We start from the raw sequence: 23,990 nt of genomic DNA, 5'->3' as shown, positions 1-23,990 counted from the left end.
CCTTTACGTAAACTTCACTTATATTGAAGTTATTCGAATGAGGTAAAAACACTATGAATCAAGATAATCAAACAAATTTTGCAAGTTCTGCCGCAGAGCCTGCAAGTAATGAACAAACTTTTAGTATCAGTGAACTGGCTAAAGAGTTTGATATAACCACCCGCTCAATTCGCTTTTATGAAGATCAGGGCTTAATTTCACCTGAGCGTAATGGCCAAACCCGTATTTATTCAAAACGCGACAAAGTGCGTTTAAAACTTATTTTACGTGGTAAGCGTTTAGGTTTTACTTTGGCTGAAACAGGCCGTTTGTTTGAACTTTATGATGCAGATAAATCCAGCGCTAAGCAGTTAGTGACTATGCTTGACTTAATTTCAGATAAAAAAGCTGATTTAAGCCAACAAATGGATGACATTAAAGTGGTCTTGATGGAATTAGTCACCGCAGAGCGTCGTTGCCGCGATACCTTAAATAAATTAGATGAATAAAAGAGCTTTAAACTATAACGATTAAATGACTATTCATTAACAGTCTCTCACACAGGAATGAATCATGAGCACTATTTCACTATATAAAGAAATGAACTTTGGCTTAGGCGAAACAGCCGATATGATCCGCGATCATGTTAATAGCTTTGCCAGCCAAGAAATTGCCCCTTTAGCAGAGAAAACCGATCTTGATAACACGTTTCCTAACCAGCTTTGGCCACAATTAGGCGAAATGGGTTTGTTAGGTATGACAGTATCTGAAGAGTTAGGTGGTGCGGGCCTTGGTTATTTAGAACACGTAATCGCGATGGAAGAAATAAGCCGCGCTAGCGCGTCTATTGGCCTAAGCTACGGTGCTCATTCAAACTTGTGTGTTAATCAAATTAATCGTAATGGCTCGCAAGCGCAAAAAGAAAAGTACCTACCTAAATTAATTAGTGGTGAACATATTGGTGCGCTGGCGATGAGTGAGCCTAATGCTGGCTCTGATGTCGTATCAATGAAGCTTAAAGCTGAGAAAAAAGGCGATAAGTACATTTTAAACGGCAATAAAATGTGGATCACTAACGGCCCTGATGCCCATACTTTAGTCATCTACGCAAAAACTGATTTAACCGCAGGCGCTAAAGGCATTACCGCATTTATTGTTGAAAGTGACTTCCCTGGTTTTTCTACGGCGCAAAAACTCGACAAACTGGGCATGCGTGGTTCAAACACCTGTGAACTGGTTTTCGAAAACTGCGAAGTGCCAGAAGAAAACATCCTTGGTAATTTAAATGAAGGCGTTAAAGTACTCATGAGCGGCCTTGATTACGAGCGCGTAGTACTTGCAGCAGGCCCACTGGGCATAATGCAAGCCTGTATGGACATCGTTGTACCGTATATTCATGAACGTAAACAGTTTGATACACCTATTGGTCAATTCCAACTTATTCAAGGTAAAGTTGCCGACATGTATACACAAATGAATGCAGCTCGTTCATACGTATACACAGTAGCGCGTTCGTGTGATCGTGGTGAAACAACCCGTAAAGATGCTGCTGGTGCAATTTTATATGCCGCAGAGCTGGCAACCAAAATGGCATTAGATGCAATTCAAATCCTCGGTGGCAATGGCTACATTAATGAATACGCAGCTGGACGTCTATTACGTGACGCAAAACTGTACGAAATTGGTGCAGGTACGTCTGAAATTCGCCGCATGTTAATCGGCCGCGAATTATTCACTGAAAGCCGTTAAGGATAAACGCGATGACTATTTTAAAATCAAGCGTTAACCCCCAGGATCCGCAGTTTTTACAAAACCATAAAAACATGGCTGCGCTGGTTGATGATTTACGCGATAAAGTAAGCGAAATTAGCCAAGGTGGCGGCCTTGCTCTTATTGAGCGCCATGAAGGTCGCGGTAAAATGTTTGTTCGTGAACGTATTAGCACATTAATTGATGAAGGCTCACCCTTTTTAGAAATTTCACAATTTGCAGCCTTTGGTGTATATGAACAAGCCATTCCGTGTGCGGGTGTTGTTGCCGGTATTGGCCGCGTAAAAGGCGTTGAATGTATGATCATCGCCAATGACGCCACAGTCAAAGGCGGAACGTATTTCCCGCTAACAGTAAAAAAACACCTACGCGCGCAAGATATCGCTGAGCGTTGTCATTTACCCTGTATTTATTTGGTTGACTCAGGTGGTGCAAACCTGCCAGAGCAAGACGATGTATTCCCAGATAAACTGCATTTTGGTCGTATTTTTTACAATCAAGCCCGTATGTCTGGAAAAGGCATTCCGCAGATTGCTGTGGTTATGGGCTTATGTACCGCAGGTGGTGCGTATGTACCCGCCATGGCTGATGAAAGCATTATCGTAAAAGAGCAAGGCACTATATTTTTAGCCGGGCCGCCGCTCGTTAAAGCGGCCACTGGTGAAGAGGTAACAGCCGAGGAACTTGGTGGCGCTGACGTGCACTGTAAAACATCAGGCGTGGCTGACCATTACGCTGAAAACGACGCTCATGCGCTATCAATTGCGCGCCAATGTATTGAACGCATTAACTATCAACGCCCTACTTCACCATTATTGGATGATGCGCTCAATAAAGTAAAAGCGCCACGTTACGACATTAGCGAGCTATACGGCATCGTCGGGACTGATCTGAAAAAGCCCTTCGATGTACGCGAAGTAATCGCCCGCACTGTGGATGACTCATCATTTGATGAATTTAAACGTTACTTTGGTGACACATTAGTCACTGGTTTTGCGAAAATTTATGGACACCCTGTTGGCATTGTTGCTAACAACGGCATTTTATTTAGTGAGTCAGCCCAAAAAGGCGCACACTTTATTCAACTGTGTGCCCAACGCAATATCCCCCTCGTATTTTTACAAAATATCACCGGTTTTATGGTGGGTAAAAAATACGAAGCAGAAGGTATTGCTAAACACGGCGCTAAAATGGTGATGGCGGTATCATGTGCTGATGTACCAAAATTTACCGTTTTAATTGGTGGCTCTTATGGCGCTGGTAACTACGGTATGTGTGGCCGCGCATTTGAACCTACCATGATGTGGATGTGGCCAAATGCCCGTATTTCGGTGATGGGCGGCGAACAAGCTGCAGGTGTAATGGCACAAGTTAAACAAGATGGTTTAGCGCGTAAAGGCCAAAGCATGACTGATGAGCAAGTTACTGAGTTTAAAAAGCCCATTATTGATCAATATGAGCAGCAAGGTCATCCGTATTACGCCAGCGCCCGTTTGTGGGATGACGGTATTATTGACCCCGCTGATACGCGCAATGTGCTTGGCTTAGCGCTAAGCGCAGCAGCTAATGCACCTAAACGTGATTCGCAATTCGGCGTATTTAGAATGTAAGGAAGTGAGTATGTCAGTAACACTACAAATAACTAAATCAAATGTGGCTGTCCTCGTTTTAAGTCGCCCTGAAAAGCGCAACGCCTTTAACGAGCAAGTAATCCAAGAGCTAATTCAATGTATTGAACACGCCAATACCTTAGACGTGCGCGCGTTGGTTTTAAAAACCGAGGGCGAGCACTTCTCGGCTGGTGCGGATCTCAATTGGATGAAGTCGATGGCAGATAATGACTTTGCTGAAAATCTTGCTGACTCAAAACAACTTGCCAAACTTATGCATGTATTAGCAAGTAGTCCACTGCCCACAGTCTGTGCCGTGCAAGGTGCCGCTTTTGGTGGCGCACTGGGTTTAATTGCCTGTTGCGATATTGCCATTTGCCAAGACAACGCACAATTTTGTTTAAGCGAAGTTAAACTCGGCCTAATACCTGCGGTCATTAGCCCTTATGTAATAAGAGCGATTGGCGAACGCGCTGCAAGACGATACTTTTTAACCGCAGAGATTTTTGATGCACACACAGCCAAACAGCTAGGCTTAATACATCAAGTAACGGGCAAACTTGAATGCGCCCTTGATCAGCTACTTGAAACATTGATCAATAACGGTCCTGTTGCCGTACGTGCTGCCAAACAATTAATTAACGATGTTGCCGGGCACGAAATTAATGGTCAAATTGTAAACTTAACCGCTGAACGCATTGCTGAAATACGCGTATCTGAAGAAGGCCAAGAAGGGCTTACTGCCTTTTTTGAAAAACGCCCGCCAAATTGGCAAAAATAGGGATCCCCATGAGCACACAATCATTACAAAAAATTCTTATTGCTAATCGCGGCGAAATTGCATGCCGTGTGATGCGAACTGCAAAACAAATGGGTTTAACCACTGTTGCGGTTTATTCAGATGCCGACAAAAATTCACAACATGTAAAGCTTGCCGACGAAGCCTACCATATTGGTGCAGCGCCAAGTAAAGACTCCTATTTAGTCGCTGATAAAATTATGCAAGTAGCGCTGGCTGCTGGCGCTGACTGTATACACCCAGGTTACGGGTTTTTATCTGAAAACAGTGAGTTTGCAACAGCTTGCGAAGCAAATAATATTGCCTTTATTGGCCCACCAGCCAGCAGCATTGAAGCCATGGGTTCAAAAACCCGTGCTAAAGAAATTATGGCAGCAGCCAATGTGCCCTTGGTGCCTGGTTACTATGGAGATAAACAAGATCCGGCCTTTTTGCAAGCAGAAGCTGAAAAAATTGGCTACCCAGTACTAATCAAAGCAGCCTTTGGCGGCGGCGGTAAAGGCATGCGTGTTGTAGAGCAAGCAAAAGACTTTATCAGTGCTTTGCAAGGCGCACAACGTGAAGCCATTGCTGGCTTTGGTAACGACTTAGTGTTACTTGAGCGTTACGTAAACAAACCGCGCCATGTTGAAGTACAAATTTTTGCAGATAACCACGGTAACTGTGTGTATTTAGGCGATCGTGATTGTTCATTGCAACGTCGCCACCAAAAAGTGATTGAAGAAGCCCCTGCGCCTGGTTTATCTGATGAACTACGTAAGGAAATGGGGGAAGCCGCTGTTCGATGCGCCCTTGCGATTAATTATCGTGGTGCGGGTACTGTTGAGTTTTTGCTGTGTGGCGATGAATTCTTTTTTATGGAAATGAACACCCGCCTGCAAGTCGAACACCCAGTGACGGAAATGGTGACCGGTATTGATCTAGTCAATTGGCAAATCAACGTAGCCGCTGGTAAAGCATTACCACTTGCGCAAAATGACATCCAGTTACAAGGTCACAGTTTTGAAGCGCGTATTTACGCAGAAGATCCAAGTAATGACTTTATCCCCTGCTCTGGCACGATTAATGGCTTGTATATACCAGCTCAATCTGAATATGTACGTATTGATACCGGTATTTTACAAGGGGATGAAATAAGCCCTTTTTATGACCCTATGATCGCTAAATTAATTGTTCATGATGACACCCGTGAACACGCATTAGCACGATTAAGAACAGCACTTGAGCAATTCCATTTAGCGGGCTTTAGCTGCAATGTAAGCTTCTTACATAACCTTGCTGATCACGCCACTTTCAAACAAGGTGCGCCAGATACGCATTTTATTGAAGAGCAAGGTGACACCTTACTTACAGTTGATAACAAGCAACGTTTGATAAGTACCGTAATCGCGGCATTTAGTTATTTATCTGGCTTAAAGAATACAGCCAATAGCAGCCCATGGGATCGTCTTTCTGGCTTTAAACTCAACATAAAAGCGGCAATTAACATCCCGTTTTCTAATCATATTATAACTGCAACCCCACAGCAAAACAGCTTTATAATCACGATTGACGGAGTTGACTATACAACCTCCGGCAGCATTGAAAATAGCGTATGCAGCATGTTTATTAATGGCGATAAGCACACATGTCATGTTGTAAACACTGACAATGTAATTACAGTGATGTACAAAGCGCTACAAAGCACGTTTGATGTAATAGACAAACATTATGTGAGCGAGCACGAAAGTGATGCTCTGCCACTTGCAGCGCCGCTCAATGGCACTGTCGTTAAACACCTAATTGACATTGGTAGCACAGTCACTAAAGGTGACGCTGTGGTTATCATCGAAGCAATGAAAATGGAATACACCCTCACCGCCCCGCATGATGGCGTGTTACAGAGTTATTGTTTTTCTGAAGGCGCATTGGTTAGCCATGGGGCCTTATTGGCAATTGTCACCGATGAGAGCTCAGCAGATGAATAACACACTCCCAAGCCATGTTCGCATTGTTGAAGTGGGCGCACGTGATGGTTTACAAAACGAAAGCGCTGTAAGCACCCAAGATAAAATAAAGCTTATTACAGCCCTTGCTGATGCGGGTATTACTGATATAGAAGCCGGGGCGTTTGTATCACCCAAATGGGTGCCGCAAATGGCAGACTCAAGTGAAGTAATAAGCGCGCTTACGTTACCTAATACAAATTTAACCGCGCTTACGCCCAATTTAAAAGGCGCAGCAGCCGCGCATGCGGTAGGTATTAAAGAATTTGCTATATTTACTGCCGCAAGCGAAGCATTTTGCCAAAAAAATATTAACTGCTCGATTGACGAAAGTATTGCCCGCTTTGAAGATGTAATGGCGTTTGCCAAAGCACATAATATTCGTGTGCGTGGGTATGTAAGTTGTGTACTTGGCTGCCCGTATGAGGGTGATATAGACCCACAACGTGTACTTGAAGTAAGCCAAAAGCTATTAGCCCTTGGTTGTTACGAAGTAAGCCTAGGCGACACCATTGGTATTGGCACAGCTAAAAAAGTAGACGAGCTGTTAGATGTATTATTAGCACACATTGACAAATCGTTGTTGGCTGTTCATTTTCACGACACTTACGGACAAGCGCTCACAAATATTTACACTGCCCTAAAACGAGGTATAGCAACGGTTGACAGTGCAGTTGCAGGCCTTGGTGGCTGCCCTTATGCAAAGGGAGCGTCAGGAAATGTTGCCACCGAAGATGTAATTTACTTACTCCAAGGGCTTGGCATAAACCATGGTATTGATTTACAAAGGCTAGCTCAAGCTGGTTGGGCAATTTGTACGGCATTAAATAAACAACCTGTGAGCAAGGTTTCCTTGGCACTTAAAAATCAAACTACTGATTAATAGTCTATATTTAACACGTTGATCAGCAGTCATATTAATAAAATGAGGAGTGGGCCCATGGCCGGTTTCGATAAAGTAGTTTCAAGTTATGAAGCTGCAATGGAAGGCTTAAAAGATGGCGATACTATTATCGCTGGTGGTTTTGGTTTATGCGGGATCCCTGAAGGGCTAATTAGCGAAATCAAACGTAAAAAAACCACCGACTTGACCGTTGTGTCTAATAACTGTGGTGTAGACGATTTTGGTTTAGGCTTATTATTGCATGACAAACAAATTAAAAAAATTATTGCTTCCTACGTGGGTGAAAACGCCCTATTCGAACAACAATTATTAAGCGGTGAAATAGACGTAGAACTAACACCTCAAGGCACACTTGCAGAAAAAATGCGTGCTGGCGGTGCTGGTATCCCCGCGTTTTATACAGCCACTGGTTATGGTACGCCTGTAGCCGAAGGCAAAGACGTTAAAGAATTTAATGGTCGTCCTTATATACTAGAAGAATCAATTACCGGTGAATTTGCTATTGTTAAAGCATGGAAAGCAGACCGCTATGGTAATTTAGTATTTCGCCACACTGCCATGAATTTTAACCCAATGGCCGCAACAGCGGGTAAAATAACCGTCGCTGAGGTTGAAGAAATTGTTGAACCAGGTGAACTTGAGCCAAGCCAAATTCATACCCCTGGTATTTTTGTTAATCGCGTGATCAAAGGCAGCTTTGAAAAACGCATTGAACGTGTCACCACTCGCGATTAAGGAGCAATAATCATGGCATTATCACGTGAACAAGTCGCAATGCGCGTTGCACAAGAACTACAAGACGGTTATTACGTCAATCTCGGTATTGGTATTCCTACTTTGGTAGCTAACTATGTACCAGATCATATTGAAGTGATGTTACAGTCTGAAAATGGCTTACTCGGCATGGGTCAATACCCAACAAAAGCAGAACTTGACGCAGATATGATCAACGCGGGTAAAGAAACCGTGACAGCAGCCAAAGGTGCGGCCATATTTAATAGTGCAGATAGTTTTGCAATGATCCGTGGTGGTCATGTAGACTTAACAGTCTTAGGTGCATTTGAAGTTGACCAGAACGGCAGCATAGCATCGTGGATGATCCCAAAAAAGCTGATTAAAGGCATGGGCGGCGCGATGGACCTTGTCGCTGGTGCAAAAAATATTATCGTTACTATGACTCATGCAAGTAAGCATGGAGATTCAAAACTTTTAGAAAGTTGCTCATTACCTTTAACTGGCGTTAATTGTGTAAAGAAAATAGTAACAGATTTAGCCGTACTTGAAGTTAGAGACGGCGCTTTTCATCTGCTAGAACGCGCACCTGGTGTATCTGTCGATGAAATAATTAGTAAAACAGCAGGTAAATTACTTGTTGATGGTGAAATCCCAGAGATGGTTTTTTAAACTAACTCTTAATTTCACTCTGTACCGACCTCATTCCCAGTGCCAATGGCGCTGAGTTACCCAAAATCCCTCGCAAGAGGGATTTTTTTTGTCTATTAATTTTTACAAATTCGTAATACTTAATACTAACGACTATTCACTGATATGATGATTCTCATATTTATCTGCCAAACGAGGGGGCGCTGACTGTTCATACAAGTCGATTAACTCATCAAGCGTTTTTTTAGTGGTAAGAAAAGCGGACAAGCTTTTATCTTTTAGTGTTTCACCGCCACTGTCTTTAATGCGAAGTGGATCGATTGCACGCCCATGCTTATGTATTTCATAATGCAGATGCCTAGCTTGGCTGAGTCCGGTATTGCCTAAATAGCCGATTGTTTGCCCTTGTTTTACGTGCCCCCCCTTTTTAATTCCCTTTGCAAACCCGTTAAGGTGCGCATATAAAGTCAGATAACCCCTTGCATGTTTTATTTTTACTACGTTACCAAAAGACCCTTCTCGGCCAGCTTTGGTGATTACACCTTTCCCTGCAGCAAAGATAGGTGTCCCAATCGGGGCTCCAAAATCAATGCCCTTGTGAATACGTGTATAACCTAATACAGGGTGCTTTCGTTTACCAAAGTAAGATGATAATCGCGCTCCATCTAAGGGGGTTTTCATTAAAAAACTACCCATTTTACGCCCAGCGTCATTATAAAAATCATTGTTACCTTGTTTATCAGCAAAGGCGTATAAACGAGAGGTTTTATTACCTAATACTAATTTTGTGAATTCAATACTTGCAAGTTTCGTTATCGCTGGATTTTCCACTAAAGCGTGTTGTTTATAAATAACAGCGAATTGGTCGCCCCTGCGCAGCTCACGTTGAAAATCGACCGTATACGAATACAGAAGTAGAAACTGCTGGATCACATTCACCGGTATATTATTTTCTAAGGCACTTTTATATAAGCTCGTTTCAACACGTGCAGTAACATAAATGGTGGCAGTTGTGGTTGCCAACTTTTGGGTTGTAACTTGCCAGTTTACAGCTTGCTTTTCTATCACAATACGCTTTGCAAACGCAGCAAAAAAAGTCACTTTTTGTAGAACCCCTTGCTCAAGATACACGGTAAATTGTTCACCTGCGTGTAATTTATTGGCTGGATAGACTGGCTCTAGTTGCTCAGCTATTTGCCAAATTTCTTGCGCAGTTAAACCATAAGGCGTGAGTAAATGCGCCAATGTATGCCCTTTGGCAAGCGCTATTGTCTGCTTAGTTTTTTTAACGAGCAATTTTTCTCGATTGTCATTCACGTTGTAATTATTCACTGATTTATCGCTGTGTACTGTGCAGCAACTCTTCTCAGGTACGCGATTAATACTGGGATCAGTACAGGCACACAAAAGTACCAAGCATATAAAAATAAAGCTTTTCATAATTCTCTCTATTAAATTTTGGGCGCAGTGATCCCCAGGGCATGCCCTGAGGTAATCATTATTAAAGCGCTACAGGTTTAAATATAAATTGGGATTGAGACGTTGATTATTTTCTAATAGCTCAAAATGTAGATGAGGCCCCGTTGTGCGCCCTGTTTGCCCTACCTTGCCAATTACATCGCCTGATTTAACCATCTGGCCGGTTTTAACATTAAGGGCACTTAAATGCGCATACAGAGATTGTTTACGATCATTGTGCTCAATTAGAATCACAGTGCCGTAATTTTTGTGCAGACTCGTATTATCAGCAATAATCACTTTGCCACTAAAGCTTGCAATAATATTTGTACCTGTGGGCGCAGCAAAATCAATGCCTTGATGGGGTTTATCGCCACGAAAACTATTTACATCATCAAAATCAGAGCTGATCCAACCTGTCATTACAGGGTTAAACCCTTTCTCTTCATTGACAGTCATATTTGGCGATTGTGCAAACACCATAAAACCTGACGATATAACGCAAAAGCACAGCAGGATAAATACATTCTGTATTTTAAATCTAAATCGGGGTTGATCCAACATGGCAGCTCGGATCCGTTGTTCAAATTCGGCTTTACTGCCTAGAGGATCGCCAAAGAAAGAGCTGCTGGCTTGTGGGATAATCGCTTTGTTTAACCTTAAGCTAACCAATAATGTTTTGGCATAATCCATTTTATGATCTGGGTTTTTTGCCAATACAGCTGCGTCACAGTTTAATTCCATGGCCATTAAAAACCGTCGTTCAAACCATTTTATAAAAGGGTTAAACCAAAATACACAACAGATAAGCCGAAACAATAGTACAGTGCGATTGTCATTACGATGTATGTGCATTAGTTCATGCTCTAACAAGAGTTGCTGCTGCACAGGTGACATTTTTTCAATTGTATTGGGTAATACAAGTACATGGGAAAACAAGCCAAATACAAATGGTGAATGGTTTATTTCACTTACTTTGATATTTATATGCTTTTTCATAATAAAAGCTTGTTGGTTAATTGAAAAAATACTGAGATTGGTAATATTTTTAGCATTATTTATCACGCGTTTTATTGCAACCACTCCTGTAATAAAAGTGTAAAAACCGTATAAAAATGAACATAATAAAATACCAAATACACAGTAAACACTATTAACAAACACATTGTTGTGTATCTCTACTGCATCAAAATTAGCATGTGTTCCTACTAACATGGGCGATGCACCTTCAATACTTTGCAGCAGTGCCACAGGTATAACCGTATCAATTGCTAATATTGACAACGGCAGTATAGGCAGTAATGAAAGTCCCGCGAGTAACAGCCAAAACCTTGACCACTCGTAAACACTTTTGGCATGTTTTTTTACCAATACACTTAACCCTGCTAACACCGCACTGCTTATAAAGCACACCAGTAATGGGATTATAAAAGTGCTTAGCAACCCATAAACACTCATTCGTTTACTCTCCCTTTACTGGCTGCTGTAAATCGTTTAGCAATTTTTCTAAATCATCAATCTCGGTGTTACTTATCAATTTGCTGTCCGCAAACATCGCTATAGGAAGCGGTCCATCGAGCTCAAGTACACGTGTCGCGAAATCTTTTGTGATACGTGCTAACGTCGTCATTTTATCGAGCTTTGCAAAGTAGATTCGCTTATTTCCTTGTGCTTCACTATAGATGAATTTTTTTTCCCCCATTCGCTCTAAGGTTTTTCGAGTTGATGAGTAACTCCAATCATAAAGTGGTGCAATATGATCATGAAGCTCTCTGGCAGTACGTGGTTGCTTGTACCAAAGTTGCTTTAAAATTTCTAATTCTGGCGCTGTTGGTTGCATAAATCACCTATAAATTCACAATTCCAATTATACTGCGACATAAGTCGCACAAAGGCAAGTAAAAACTGCGACAATTGTCACATTAAATATGACAAACAGATAACGCGTTATCATTTTGGGATTTATAGTGCTGATGAGTCGAGGTGTTTAAAAATCTATTTAACCTGAGCTAGAGCATTAACTTCTCTTTAGTTCAGGTTAAATAGTCTTGAAATTTGCGCAGTTCCCTTAAGTAGTCACTACTTTAAAAAATATGTCTCAGCTAAGCCATTATGGATATCGGCTAAGTTAATTTGTATTTCATCAATAAAATCGTGGAGTAAGCCATTTTTTAACGCACGTACATCGTCGCTGGCCAGTTCGCCTGTTGCTTTATCAATTGATTTAATAATATCAGCTGAATTAGGTAGCTGTTGAATTAACGTTTTTAATTCATTCATACAAAATAAAATTGATCGCGGAAACACTTTGCTTAGCATGACAAATTCAATAACATCTGAACGTTGTACTCGAACACCCATTTCTTGGCGGTACATTTGGTATGCGCTGAGTGAGCGCAATAGGCTGATCCATTGAATATTTTCGTACGGTTTTACTTCTTCTTCATTTGTTATAAGCGTCGCCGAGCGAATATCCAATATTCTGGAAGTCATATCTGCACGCTCTATCAGTGAACCAAATCGTATAAAAATATAACCCTGATCATGGTTAATCGTCGCATCCAATGCACCAAATATTTGGTGGGCAGCCTCAATGATCTCTTTTAAGTAATTAAAACGACCACGCTTTGTTAAGCCTTCGTTTTGATTATCTTTGACATAGTAGTACAGTGAATTTATCGCTTCCCATACATCTCTTGGCATTACATCTCGAATAGTACGAGCACTTTCTCGTGCCGAACTGATAGAGTTAAGAATTGATGAGCTATTGTCACGTCCCACTAGCAAATATTTTAAAGCATGTTGATCAGAAAAATCAGTATGGTTTTCTTGATAGTTTTTACGTACACCAATAATATCGATAAGCGGTTGCCAACCAGTGCAAACACCTTTGGGTAAGTCCATCATTAGTAAATTATTAACATTGATAAGACGGGCAATATTTTCTGCACGTTCAATGTAACGAGATACCCAGTATAAAGTTTCACCTACTCTTGATAACATATTATTTAGCCTCTTCGTCAACAATCCACGTGTCTTTACTGCCACCACCTTGTGATGAATTCACCACGAGCGATCCCTTAACCATTGCAACTCGCGTTAAACCACCCGTTGTAACTTGAGTGTCTTTTCCTGATGATAAAATAAACGGCCTTAAATCTACATGTCGACCATCTGGTTGATTATCATCAAATGTCGGAACCGTTGATAAATCTAATGTTGGTTGTGCGACCCAGTTGCGAGGATCTGCTTTGATTTGCGCGATGCACGCTTCTTGCTCTTGCTTGGTTGATTTGGGACCAATCAACAATCCGTAGCCACCTGATTCATTGGCAGGTTTTACAACAAGTTTGTCTATATTTTTAATAACATGATCACACTCTTTAGGATCAAGGCATTTAAATGTAGGTACATTAGCAATTTTAGCCTCTTCTCCTAAGTAATATTTAATCATCTCAGGAACATAGGCATAAACAACCTTATCATCAGCAACACCTGCACCTGGCGCATTAACTAAAGCCACATTGCCTTTAGACCAGGCACGCATTAAGCCAGCAACGCCGAGTTGAGACTCTGGTAAAAAGGCTTCTGGGTCTAAAAACAAGTCATCTATACGGCGATAAATTACATCTACTCGTTGAAGTCCTGTTATTGTTCTCATATATACACAGTCGTCTTTTTCAACAACGAGATCGCGCCCTTCAACTAATTCACACCCCATCTCTTGGGCAAGGTAACAATGCTCAAAGTAAGCCGAATTAAACACCCCCGGGGTTAATACAACTACCTCCGGTTTATCATCTGGGCGAGGAGACATGGCAGCTAACATATCAAATAACTGAGAAGGGTAATCATCTACAGGTAAAATAGACACTTCTTCAAATAGCTCAGGAAATACGCGCTTCATAACAGAGCGATTTTCCAGCATATAAGAAACCCCAGACGGAACACGCAGGTTATCCTCCAATACATACATGGTGCCATTGCCATCACGTACTAGATCTGAGCCACAAATATGCGCCCATATTTTATTTGGCGGATTAATACCAACACATTGCTTACGAAAATTCACCGATTTTTCTAATAAACCTTTGGGGAAAATACCGTCTTTTATTATTTTTTGATCATGGTATAAATCATCTATAAATAGATTAAGTGCTTCAACACGCTGCTTTAAACCAGTCTCAACACTTTGCCATTCTTTTTTGCCAATAGTACGAGGAATGATATCAAACGGCCATGCTCTATCGATCATGTTACCTTCATTGTAAACAGTGAAAGTAATGCCCATTTCTTTGATCGCTAAATCAGCAACTGCTCTGGCTTTGACCAGCTCTTCCGCCGATAAACTCGAGAAGAATTGCGCTAATTGTTTTCCGTGTGTTCTGATATTTCCTTTGGCATCAATTAATTCATCAAAAAAACCATTTGTTTGGTACTCTTTCCAATCAATTTTCATACACTACTCACCTTATCCATCATTACTATGACGTTATTTAATTTATTCTAATCGAATCATATCCACAGCTACGTCCAGTAGCTGACTACCGCCGCCAAACACGACTCCTTTGAGAGGAGTCACATCAGAAAAATCTCGCCCTACAGCGAGCGTAATATGCTGATCGCATGGCAATACATTGTTAGTAGGATCAAAATCAACCCAGCCAATATTTGGGATAAACACGCCAAACCAAGCATGAGTCGCATCTGCTCCCTCTAATTTCACTTCTCCCTCTGGCGGCATCGTTTCAATATACCCACTGACGTACCTTCCAGCTAAACCAATACTGCGCAAGCACGCAATTGCAAAGTGCGCAAAGTCTTGGCAAACGCCTCTTTTTTGTGAAAAAACAACACTCAACGGGGTGCTAATGGTTGTAAAACCAGGATCATAATGAAACTCATGAAAAATCCTTGCCATCAAATCTTTACATGCGGCAATAATTGTTACTTCAGGCTTAAACGAGATTAATGCATAGTCTTTTATGCCATCATCAATAGGAATAAGCCCTGAGGGTAATACAAACTCAGAGGTTTTTAACAGCTCAGTAGTATTTGGCTTAGCCAATAAATTACGTACATCTTGCCATGGGACGTCTACTCGTTTTAAATTGTCGTTCGCATCGATTAACAACTCAACCTCACTAATCATAGTTACTTTGAGTTTTTTATGCTGTATTGCTATTTCAAATGCGGTTACTTGGTTATTAAAGTAATCACTAAATGATCGTATGTAATTGGGTGTTGGTTCAATTTCAATACGACTACTGTGGCATATTTGCCCACGGTTTGTTTTTGGTGTTAATCGGGCTTGGTTTTGACATAAACTGACATAGTCAGCATAGTTATAGGTTGTTGAATGTTTTATTTTATATTTCACGATTGAGCTTGCTCAATATTAGTCCAGTTTAATTTGTTTGCGGTCTGAGTATGTGAAAAATATTGCAGTAACAGCACATCGCAAAACGTTTCTAAATTCATCCGCGTGTTATGATTAAATTCTATTAATTGCTTACGCAACCCACCATCACTTTTTTGTAAGTAATCTTTTTCAGTTACATAACAACTTGTTTTAGATAATAATATAGCTTTTTCATGTGCCGCAATTACTCCTTGACGTCGCTTATTAGGTAAATGAATACACAGCTGATGAATTTGCTCTAATTGAAATAATATTGAACGCGGATACTCTGCATCTAAAAGTAATAACTCCAACCCAGTACCAATGGTTTGATACACTCTATAACGACGCTTATGCGTAATTAAACTCACTTGGCAGCTTAGCGCAACTTCAAGCAAACCGAGTTCTTCTGGCTCTTCTAATTCTTGAGTTAACAAAGCTGCACTTAACGATGTTATTTGCATGCTTCGTTCAACTCGTCGCCCCATTTCTAATAAAAACCAGCCATTACTATTTGGCATACAATCGGTGATAGAACCATTAAACGCCATAATCGTACCAATAACGTTATCTAAGCTACTTTGCATAGCGCGAGTTGGCACGTTGAGGTTAATATTCTTAAATATTTTAATTTGATCATTAATGCTGTCTATAATTCGCCGACTATCATGAGATAATAGCTCTTGTATTTGTACAGATGCATTGGCGATATACTTGAGTGTATTAACAATACTGCCTGCGCATTGCTCATCTGCTAACAGTTTAAATGCGGCTTCTTTGGAAAAGCAAACATCAGGTAGCTCACGTGTTAAATCAGGTTCGATATACGGATACACGATATATTGCAGATTAATCGCATTCAAAAGTCTCGCTACAATATTTTGCCTTATTAAATCGGGATAAATAGAAAGCTCAGTGTATTTATCGATAAAAATACGTAAAATACGAATGGTATTTTCACATCGCTCTAAGTACCTGCCTAGCCAGAATAGATGCTCTGCCGTGCGACTTGAGACCACGCCTTCTAATAAAGTGACGTCCATTCTTTTTCTGATCGGGGCAATATTATGCTCACTGGCCTCAATGCGATCGGCGGTATTTATCCACGTATCTTTTATCCAACCTGAGACGTGTGGATCACTGCTTGTTTCGTTAGAAAAACATAATGCTGAGGGTAAAACCTCTATGCCATTTTCTGTTGTTAATGCATAACAGCGAAATACAACCGGTCTAGCAACTAGCTGACCATCATGCCAAAATGGCGCACTGCTAAACGATGGTTTTTCTTGGAAAAAATAATTATCAGGATCATTACTAATAAGTAATTTAATTTCCTGCTCATCAAGAACCCCGTCTAACTTTAGTTTCGGGTTTAAATGACACAACAGTTCAAGATTATCCCATGATAATTTTTTAGCCTCTAAGACACTATAGTAATTAGGCTCTCCAAGTAACAATGGCTGCTTTAGAAGGTGCTGTGATAAATCTGCTAGATGACTCTTGATAGAAGAAGACGATAATACGCCGCTACCAAAAGGATTTAATACCTTAACCGATCCTTCTCGTACTGCCTGTAGTAAACCAGGAATACCATGCAGTGAATATTCTGTTTGCTCTAATGAGTCAATACTACGGTCTGTAACCCAACGCAAAATAACATTTACTTTCCCCAGCCCTTGCAACGACTTTAAACACACTTCCCCACCACGCACAGTAAGATCGGCGCTTTGTACTAATGTGTAGCCAAAATAAGTAGAGAGAAAAGCGTGTTCATTGTAGTTAGGATCGTCGATCCCTTGTGTAAGAATGACGATCCGTGGGTCATCCATATAATGGGTATATTCATCAATCCCTTCTTGAAATAGATTTAAAAACTCTTTGATTTGCTGAACGTTGCAATCGGCAAACTCTTCGGCCATTACACGTCTTGCGATAATACGATTTTTAAGTAGCAAGCCTAAACCTAATGGGCACTGACAATGATCGGCAAGTACTTTAAATTCACCCGCGGATGTTCGGTAAACATCAAGCGCCGTAAAGAAAAGAGATAACTCATTACTTGGTAAACTAAAACCTTCACGTAAATAATTTGGATCCTGAAATAATTGCTGTGCTGGAATATGCCCATCAACGAGAAGTGTTTGATCGCCGTAGATATCTTGCTGTATTAGATTTAATAAACGGGTTCGTTGTTTAATGCCTTCTTCAAGTATTGCCCAATCCGATTTTGATAACATAAAAGGCAATGGGTCAAAATGCCATTGCTTATTACTTTCGTTTTTTATATTACCATTTTGAAGTAGCTGCCTAATTTCAATAGCACGACTATTTACATCATCCGCTGTTAAACTTGCTAAGCGGTTAAACAAGGTATCCCAATGCGCTGGGTTTGAGCCACTGTGATTTGCAAGTTCATCATGAACATGTGTTTTATTAAGATATAAAGATAACCAGCTAGGCAACTCTGGCATCGTATTTGTATTTATATACAAGCTGAACGTGCTCCAATTTATAGTAATTAGCCAACATCAATGCGCCGTTTTACAATGTGAAATACACAGTAAAACGGCATATTCCCAACAACTATCTATGCTTATTTAAAGCTTGGCTGCCTGCGTAAGTCTAATGTATTTGGATAATCCGAATTCATACTTTCCTCATCTGGTACTACGTATTCATTCACATTTTGCACAGCTTGAAAGCTATGTGTAACCGCAGAAGGACTCCAGCTAGGCTCTGTAGATGCCAATAACGATGGTGTATGACCATGCTCCCAAAACCTGGCAACGCGGCGCCCTTCAGCCTCAAATGCGTTAACCGGAAGCGTTTCAGGGTTACGACCACCAGCATGACTTACATGGTACACAAAACCGCCAACAGAGCGCCCTTCCCATGTATCAATCAGATCAAATACCAAGGGTGCATGAACACCTATTGTGGGGTGGAGAGCTGTGGGTGGCTGCCATGCTCTATATCGGATCCCAGCGACCATTTCATCTTTTGCTTTGCCTTTTACGGGTCGCAATGGCACTCTCCGGCCGTTACAACTGACGATATAGCGGTCACTCATTGTCCCTTGTACTTTTATTTGTACTCGCTCAAGTGAGGAATCAACATAGCGTGCTGTACCCGAGGCACTCGCCTCTTCACCCAGTACATGCCAAGGTTCGATAGCTGTTCGTAATTCGAGTGTGACGTTATCAAGCTCACGCGTACCACAAACAGGGAACCTAAACTCGAAAAATGGGTTAAGCCAACTTAATTGAAATTGAAAACCAGCTTGTTGTAGATCACGACTTACTTCTGCTAAATCGTTCTCAACATATTGTGGTAATAAAAATTTATCGTGTAATTCTGTACCCCAACGAATTAATGGCTTGTGATAAGGCTTTTTCCAAAACCATGCAAGCAAAGTTCGTAGCAACAGCATTTGTACTAGGCTCATTTGTGAATGCGGTGGCATTTCAAAGCCCCTAAACTCAACAATACCTAAACGCCCAGTTGCTGAGTCAGGTGAATATAATTTATCAATACAAAATTCTGCTCGGTGTGTATTACCCGTTAGGTCGACTAATAAATTACGAAGTAATCTATCGACTAGCCAAGGTTCTGGCACTTCCCCTTCTGGCATATGAGAGAAAGCAATTTCAAGCTCATAAAGTACTTCATCTCTGGCTTCATCTACGCGAGGTGCTTGGCTTGTAGGCCCAATAAATAAACCTGAAAATAGATACGATAAACCAGGGTGGTGCTGCCAATAGGTAATAAAGCTTCTTAAAATATCAGGCCGACGTAAGAACGGACTTTGTTCAGGCGTTTCACCACCGAGAGTGACATGGTTACCGCCACCGGTTCCGGTATGACGACCATCCGCCATAAATTTGTCCGTTCCTAACCGGCATTCTTTTGCTAAGCCGTATAAGGTGGTTGTGCGGTCAACTAATTGATCCCACGATGTAGATGGATGAATATTAACCTCAATAACACCGGGGTCTGGCGTTACCGCATATTTCTCAACACGACTATCTTTAGGTGGGCTATAACCCTCTATGACTAAAGGCATTTTCAATTTTTTAGCAACAGCTTCTATACTGTTTAATAGTCCCATATAATGTTCAAAATGACTTGTTGGCGGCATGAACAGGTATAATCGCCCCTCTCTTACTTCCATAACAAGCGCAGTTTTTACCATTTCTTGACCAATAAATCCCTTTTTAAGCTTTTTAGGCTTGCTAAAGGTGTCTGGTATATCAAATGGGTCGCGATCAATTATATTGCCACTCCAATCAAGGCTATCTAAAGGTAGACGGTAGCCTAGCGGTGATTCACCCGGTAATAAAAAGCAGTGACCACGTTTAAATTCCCATGTACAAGATTGCCAACAATTTTTACTGTCATTCCACTTCAAAGGAAGCACATACCCGACAGGCTTTTCAATGCCTTTATCCATTTTTGCTAAAAAGCCTTTTCGACTCATAGCATTAAGTAACTCAGGTTGATCAGGTTTTATCTCTGTTGGTAGAGAAGCCTCTTGCCACATATGATACAAAATATCTTCATAGGCCGTGGTGAGTGCTTTATTATCTAATCCCAACGATTCACATAATGTGTCGGCGAATTTTTTGGTATCTGTATGATCGTATTTATAGTCTTTATTAGGATCCGCTAATAATGTTGCATCTTGCCAGAGTGGCTCACCGTCTTTGCGCCAATAACACGCATACTGCCAACGCGGTAAAGGTTCACCTGGATACCATTTACCTTGTCCATAGTGCGTAAAGCCGCCTTTTGTGTAAACCTTGTTCATTTCTACAAATAGGTTTTGCGCAAGGACACGCTTTTCTTTGCCATCTGCGTCTGTGTTCCACTGGGGATGCTCCATATCATCGATAGAAATAAATGTCGGCTCGCCCCCCATAGTAAGATGTATGTCTTCTTCTTGGTAAACATTATCAACATGCTGACCTAAGCGATTAATTGCAGCCCATTGCGCCTCAGAATATGGTTTAGTTACTCGAGGGTCTTCATGAACACGCGTTACTTTGTTGTAGAAACTAAATTCTGATTTACAATCGTCAATGCCGCCAGTAACTGGGGCAGCTGAGCTTGGCTCAGGCGTGCAAGCAAGCGGTATGTGTCCTTCACCTGCAAACAAGCCTGATGTAGGATCAAGTCCTATCCAACCCGCCCCCGGAATATACACTTCAGTCCAGGCATGTAAATCTGTAAAATCTTCTTCGGGACCACTTGGCCCATCTAATGATTTTTGATCTGAAGTTAATTGCACTAAGTATCCCGATACAAACCGAGACGCGAGCCCTAGGTGACGAAACAATTGCACAAGTAACCAAGCAGAATCACGGCATGAACCAGTTTGTTTAGTGATTGTTTCATTTGCTGTTTGTACGCCGGGCTCTAAACGAATGCCGTAACCGACTAAATTATATATAGCCTGATTAATGGCCACTAGATAATCAACGCTTCTTAACGGTTCTTTAGGCTGCAAAGAGTTAATTAATTCTAAAAATTTTGGGCTGGCTTTACGTTTTTTAAGATAGGGAGCCAATTCAGATTTTGAAACCGCATCATATACAAATGGGAACTCTTCTGCGTAATCTTCCAAAAAGAAATCAAACGGATTAATTACAGTCATTTCAGCGACTAAATCAACTGTAAAACTGAATTCTGTGGTCGGTTTATTAAACACAACCCTTGCTTGGTAGTTTCCAAAAGGATCTTGCTGCCAATTTATGTAGTGATCTTCTGGTACTATTTTTATTGAATAACTTTTAATTTTAGTTCGGCTATGAGGCGCCGGGCGAAGGCGAAATATATGCGGTCCCATATTGACTGACCGATCGTATTTGTACTGAGTATGGTGCGAAATACCAACTGTAATCGTCATCTATTAATCCCTTTTATAATGTATAGTCATAACATAGCGCATATAAATATGACTTGGCCTAATTTCATTCAGTAATTCTTGTATAAGTACACTTACCAGTTTTGTACTTTATATACATAGCCACTTAAAAACACAGACTATGCAATTATCATTTTGGCCTAATTAATAGGAAGACACGTTAATTAAATATATTTGTAACTTTTTTGATATTGCAATTATCATTTTCAATCGTAAGGTCCGCGCACTAACGGAGAGTTATTAATTTTAAATCAGCAACTTAATCGATTTTATAGATAATTCAGCAATAAAAAAATGAAACACTTCAACTGCTATTCGAGCAAAATAGGCATGACTAATCATTGCATACCTATCTATAATAAAACTAAAAAAATAGTTCATAATAAAGCTGCGAGTAAATTCTATAACAATGTTATAGTGGATCGATTTTTAATCACTTACGTTACATCAAAGTTAACAAGCCCAGTAAAATAAAACAAGCTGTTTTATTTTCAAGGTGTTAGTTTTGTTATCACCCACGCCTAGGCTAAAGCGTGCATTACCATTTCTATTCATATTTAAAACAAACCAATTTACCAATAGGATATTTTCGTATGCAACAGCTAACAGATGTCGGTCATAATTTAGTTAACGGTATCGCCTCTCGTTATGGCCTTAGCCAAAATGCGGTACTTCACATGCTTATTGCAGTGAATAATGGTGGAGGATCAATGGCACAATTTAATAGTCCTGAACTCGGTGGCTCTGGCCAATGGATGCGCGGTGGGATGACAATGGTTGGCGATATGTTTAATTATGGCCTCAAATCAACTGTCGATAACTTGTGTAATGAACTTTCAAATGTTCTAAGTAGCAATCAAGTATTTCCAACTATTCCTGCAGGGACTCCTGGTAGTAATCAATGGTGGCCAGGTGATTTGGGTAGCCCATTTAGTAGCGGCGCGCAAAATAATATTCGCTACGCTATATTCCCTAACCGACTAGCCGTTGAACTCAATGGACTTGTGAGTGTATACGACACGCTAGATCACAATATTGGTGGCGTCAGTCAGCAACAAGGTAATAATACATCGCTCACATTTAGTAGCCAGTGGGGAACCATTAATGTGGATACATTACCATTAATATCAGGGATACAGCCTAGCGCTGCGCAGCAGGACGTTGCTGCGCATTTTACACAACAACAAGCAGCGCACTCTACACAACAAGCAGCGCACTCTACACAACAAGCAGCGCAATCTACACAACAAGTAGTAGAGCAAAACTCTATACCTGCATCAGCAAATAATGTGGACGCTCCTGTGAATACACATCCGCAGTACTCAACAAACGAGACGTTACAAATTATAGAAAAACTTGCGCAATTACGTGACTCTAATGCACTGAGCGATGAAGAGTTTAATTCCAAAAAATCAGAGCTATTAAAAAGGCTCTAATAAATCAGGTATTAATACGCTATGAAGATAACCTCATAGCAGTTTATTTAATTTTGGTAAAAAATATGAAAACATTTAAATGTAATTGCAAAGAAGAGCTCATTTTATTTTTTGAAAGTAGTCACTGCTTAGCGTGCGGCAAAACAGTGGGAATTGATGATGAGTTTGAGCAAGTCGAGCCTTATGAGCTTGATGAAGCATCAGGGCTATTTTATAAATCTGAAAGCCCAGAAGTCCATTATAAAAAATGTGATAATAATGCCCAATTCAAAGTGTGTAACGGTATGGTGAACTTAAGTACATTTGTGCCTGTTGCAGATAAAGATGAAGTATTGTGTTTTGCGTGTCGTTTTAACGAAACGGTGCCCGATTTAAGTATTGTTGACCATATCCCCCTGTGGAAAAAAATGGAGACCGCGAAGCGCCGAGCCCTGTACACATTAAAGTCATTATCACTGCCACTTAACACTATAACTCAAGTTCCCGAGGGCGGATTAAGTTTTGATTTTATTACAGATCGAAATGTAAACGATCACTTTGTTAGCCCTATTGTAGGTCAAGAAACCGTGTTTACTGGGCATAACGATGGTCACATCACAATAAACTTAGCTGAAGCGGATGATGTAGCGCGATCACACACTAAAATGGCGATGGGCGAGCATTACCGTACATTACTTGGTCATTTTCGCCATGAACTTGGTCATTATTATTTTGATCAATTAATTATACATTGCCCAATCAAACATGCTTTGTGCAAACAGTACTTTGGTGATGATGAGTTAGATTATCAACAGGCACTTGATACACATTATAAACAAGGCGCACCTGCTAATTGGCATGAGAGTTTTATCAGTGAATACGCCACCATGCACCCATACGAAGATTGGGCTGAAACATGGGCGCATTACATGCATATTATCGATACATTAGAAACAGCAAAAAACTTTTCTATTACTGGCTCAACAACAGGCAACGAGTCTGATGTTGAAGATACCGACGAATTACAATTACCCCAAAACGCACGCTATTTTTATACACAAACATCAATTGACACTATTTTAGATGCGTGGATGGAGTTTTCAGTTATTCTAAATTCATTAAATCGTAGTATGGGCCTCGCCGACGCCTATCCATTTGTATTAACTCAAGCGGTACGTACTAAGTTAGCTTTCATTCATCACGCCATTCATAATAGGCTAAATTTGATGCCAGACTTAAATGTAGAAGTAAAGACTAGTAGCGAAAACGAGATTTCAGCAGCAAAATCATGATTTAGTAACACCTTATTTTAAAAGGAAAAGCACACCTAAAGGGGTGTGCTTATTTCATAATTAATGAGTTT

General features: G+C 40.7%; 18 protein-coding genes. 10 read left to right on the top strand and 8 right to left on the bottom strand.

Annotation, left to right across the window (positions count from 1 at the left end; genetic code table 11):
- Positions 1 to 53 precede the first annotated feature (53 nt).
- From HH219_RS01040 to HH219_RS01005, 8 genes are all read left to right on the top strand, one after another.
- The gene (locus HH219_RS01040) at positions 54 to 488 is read left to right on the top strand and encodes a MerR family DNA-binding transcriptional regulator (RefSeq protein ID WP_054203666.1); all 435 of its coding nucleotides are present in this window, start codon (positions 54 to 56) and stop codon (positions 486 to 488) included.
- 64 nt (positions 489 to 552) lie between these two features.
- A complete protein-coding gene (locus HH219_RS01035; protein WP_169326372.1) occupies positions 553 to 1,728 on the top strand; it encodes an isovaleryl-CoA dehydrogenase in 1,176 nt (391 codons plus the stop codon).
- A gap of 11 nt (positions 1,729 to 1,739) precedes the next feature.
- Complete coding sequence (locus HH219_RS01030; protein WP_169326371.1) at positions 1,740 to 3,359, top strand: carboxyl transferase domain-containing protein; 1,620 nt, start codon at positions 1,740 to 1,742, stop codon at positions 3,357 to 3,359.
- 10 nt (positions 3,360 to 3,369) lie between these two features.
- Positions 3,370 to 4,140: an enoyl-CoA hydratase/isomerase family protein gene (locus HH219_RS01025; protein ID WP_054203663.1), complete on the top strand. Its 771-nt coding sequence runs from the start codon at positions 3,370 to 3,372 to the stop codon at positions 4,138 to 4,140.
- Between the two features lie 8 nt (positions 4,141 to 4,148).
- The gene (locus tag HH219_RS01020) at positions 4,149 to 6,125 is read left to right on the top strand and encodes an acetyl/propionyl/methylcrotonyl-CoA carboxylase subunit alpha (RefSeq protein ID WP_169326370.1); all 1,977 of its coding nucleotides are present in this window, start codon (positions 4,149 to 4,151) and stop codon (positions 6,123 to 6,125) included.
- Positions 6,118 to 7,026: a hydroxymethylglutaryl-CoA lyase gene (locus tag HH219_RS01015; RefSeq protein ID WP_054453492.1), complete on the top strand. Its 909-nt coding sequence runs from the start codon at positions 6,118 to 6,120 to the stop codon at positions 7,024 to 7,026. The genes HH219_RS01020 and HH219_RS01015 overlap by 8 nt, the downstream gene beginning before the upstream one ends.
- A 57-nt stretch (positions 7,027 to 7,083) precedes the next feature.
- On the top strand, positions 7,084 to 7,782 hold the full coding sequence (locus tag HH219_RS01010) for a CoA transferase subunit A (protein ID WP_054203660.1): 699 nt from the start codon (positions 7,084 to 7,086) through the stop codon (positions 7,780 to 7,782).
- A gap of 12 nt (positions 7,783 to 7,794) precedes the next feature.
- Complete coding sequence (locus tag HH219_RS01005) at positions 7,795 to 8,451, top strand: 3-oxoacid CoA-transferase subunit B (RefSeq protein WP_054453488.1); 657 nt, start codon at positions 7,795 to 7,797, stop codon at positions 8,449 to 8,451.
- Between the two features lie 132 nt (positions 8,452 to 8,583).
- Here HH219_RS01005 and HH219_RS01000 read toward each other — a convergent pair whose 3' ends face one another.
- The 8 genes from HH219_RS01000 to HH219_RS00965 form a co-directional block, all read right to left on the bottom strand.
- On the bottom strand, positions 8,584 to 9,870 hold the full coding sequence (locus tag HH219_RS01000; RefSeq protein WP_169326369.1) for a M23 family metallopeptidase: 1,287 nt from the start codon (positions 9,868 to 9,870) through the stop codon (positions 8,584 to 8,586).
- Positions 9,871 to 9,939: 69 nt separating this feature from the next.
- Entirely contained in the window at positions 9,940 to 11,346 is a 1,407-nt protein-coding gene (locus tag HH219_RS00995; protein WP_169326368.1) for a M23/M56 family metallopeptidase, read from the bottom strand.
- 4 nt (positions 11,347 to 11,350) lie between these two features.
- The gene (locus HH219_RS00990; RefSeq protein WP_054203656.1) at positions 11,351 to 11,728 is read right to left on the bottom strand and encodes a BlaI/MecI/CopY family transcriptional regulator; all 378 of its coding nucleotides are present in this window, start codon (positions 11,726 to 11,728) and stop codon (positions 11,351 to 11,353) included.
- 239 nt (positions 11,729 to 11,967) lie between these two features.
- Positions 11,968 to 12,891, bottom strand: coding sequence for an alpha-E domain-containing protein (locus tag HH219_RS00985; RefSeq protein WP_054203655.1), 924 nt, complete (start codon positions 12,889 to 12,891; stop codon positions 11,968 to 11,970).
- A 1-nt stretch (position 12,892) separates the two neighbouring features.
- Positions 12,893 to 14,347 (bottom strand): circularly permuted type 2 ATP-grasp protein, encoded by a 1,455-nt coding sequence (locus HH219_RS00980; protein WP_054453479.1) that lies wholly within the window; start codon positions 14,345 to 14,347, stop codon positions 12,893 to 12,895.
- Between the two features lie 42 nt (positions 14,348 to 14,389).
- The gene (locus HH219_RS00975) at positions 14,390 to 15,268 is read right to left on the bottom strand and encodes a transglutaminase family protein (protein ID WP_054453477.1); all 879 of its coding nucleotides are present in this window, start codon (positions 15,266 to 15,268) and stop codon (positions 14,390 to 14,392) included.
- Entirely contained in the window at positions 15,265 to 17,781 is a 2,517-nt protein-coding gene (locus tag HH219_RS00970; protein WP_169326367.1) for a circularly permuted type 2 ATP-grasp protein, read from the bottom strand. Before HH219_RS00970 ends, HH219_RS00975 begins: the two co-directional genes overlap by 4 nt.
- Before the next feature lie 101 nt (positions 17,782 to 17,882).
- Positions 17,883 to 21,194, bottom strand: a complete 3,312-nt coding sequence (locus tag HH219_RS00965) for a transglutaminase family protein (RefSeq protein ID WP_169326366.1) — start codon at positions 21,192 to 21,194, stop codon at positions 17,883 to 17,885.
- A gap of 611 nt (positions 21,195 to 21,805) precedes the next feature.
- Between HH219_RS00965 and HH219_RS00960 the strand changes: the two genes are divergently transcribed.
- Both HH219_RS00960 and HH219_RS00955 read left to right on the top strand, forming a co-directional pair.
- Entirely contained in the window at positions 21,806 to 22,648 is an 843-nt protein-coding gene (locus HH219_RS00960; protein ID WP_169326365.1) for an SHOCT domain-containing protein, read from the top strand.
- A 65-nt stretch (positions 22,649 to 22,713) separates the two neighbouring features.
- Positions 22,714 to 23,919, top strand: coding sequence for a putative zinc-binding metallopeptidase (locus tag HH219_RS00955; RefSeq protein WP_054453471.1), 1,206 nt, complete (start codon positions 22,714 to 22,716; stop codon positions 23,917 to 23,919).
- Positions 23,920 to 23,990: the final 71 nt, after the last annotated feature.

The organism is Pseudoalteromonas sp. NEC-BIFX-2020_015 (assembly GCF_012952265.1).
GTDB lineage: Bacteria > Pseudomonadota > Gammaproteobacteria > Enterobacterales > Alteromonadaceae > Pseudoalteromonas > Pseudoalteromonas neustonica.
The sequence above is the reverse complement of the archived record's forward strand: the minus strand, read 5'-3'. Positions and strand labels throughout refer to the sequence as shown.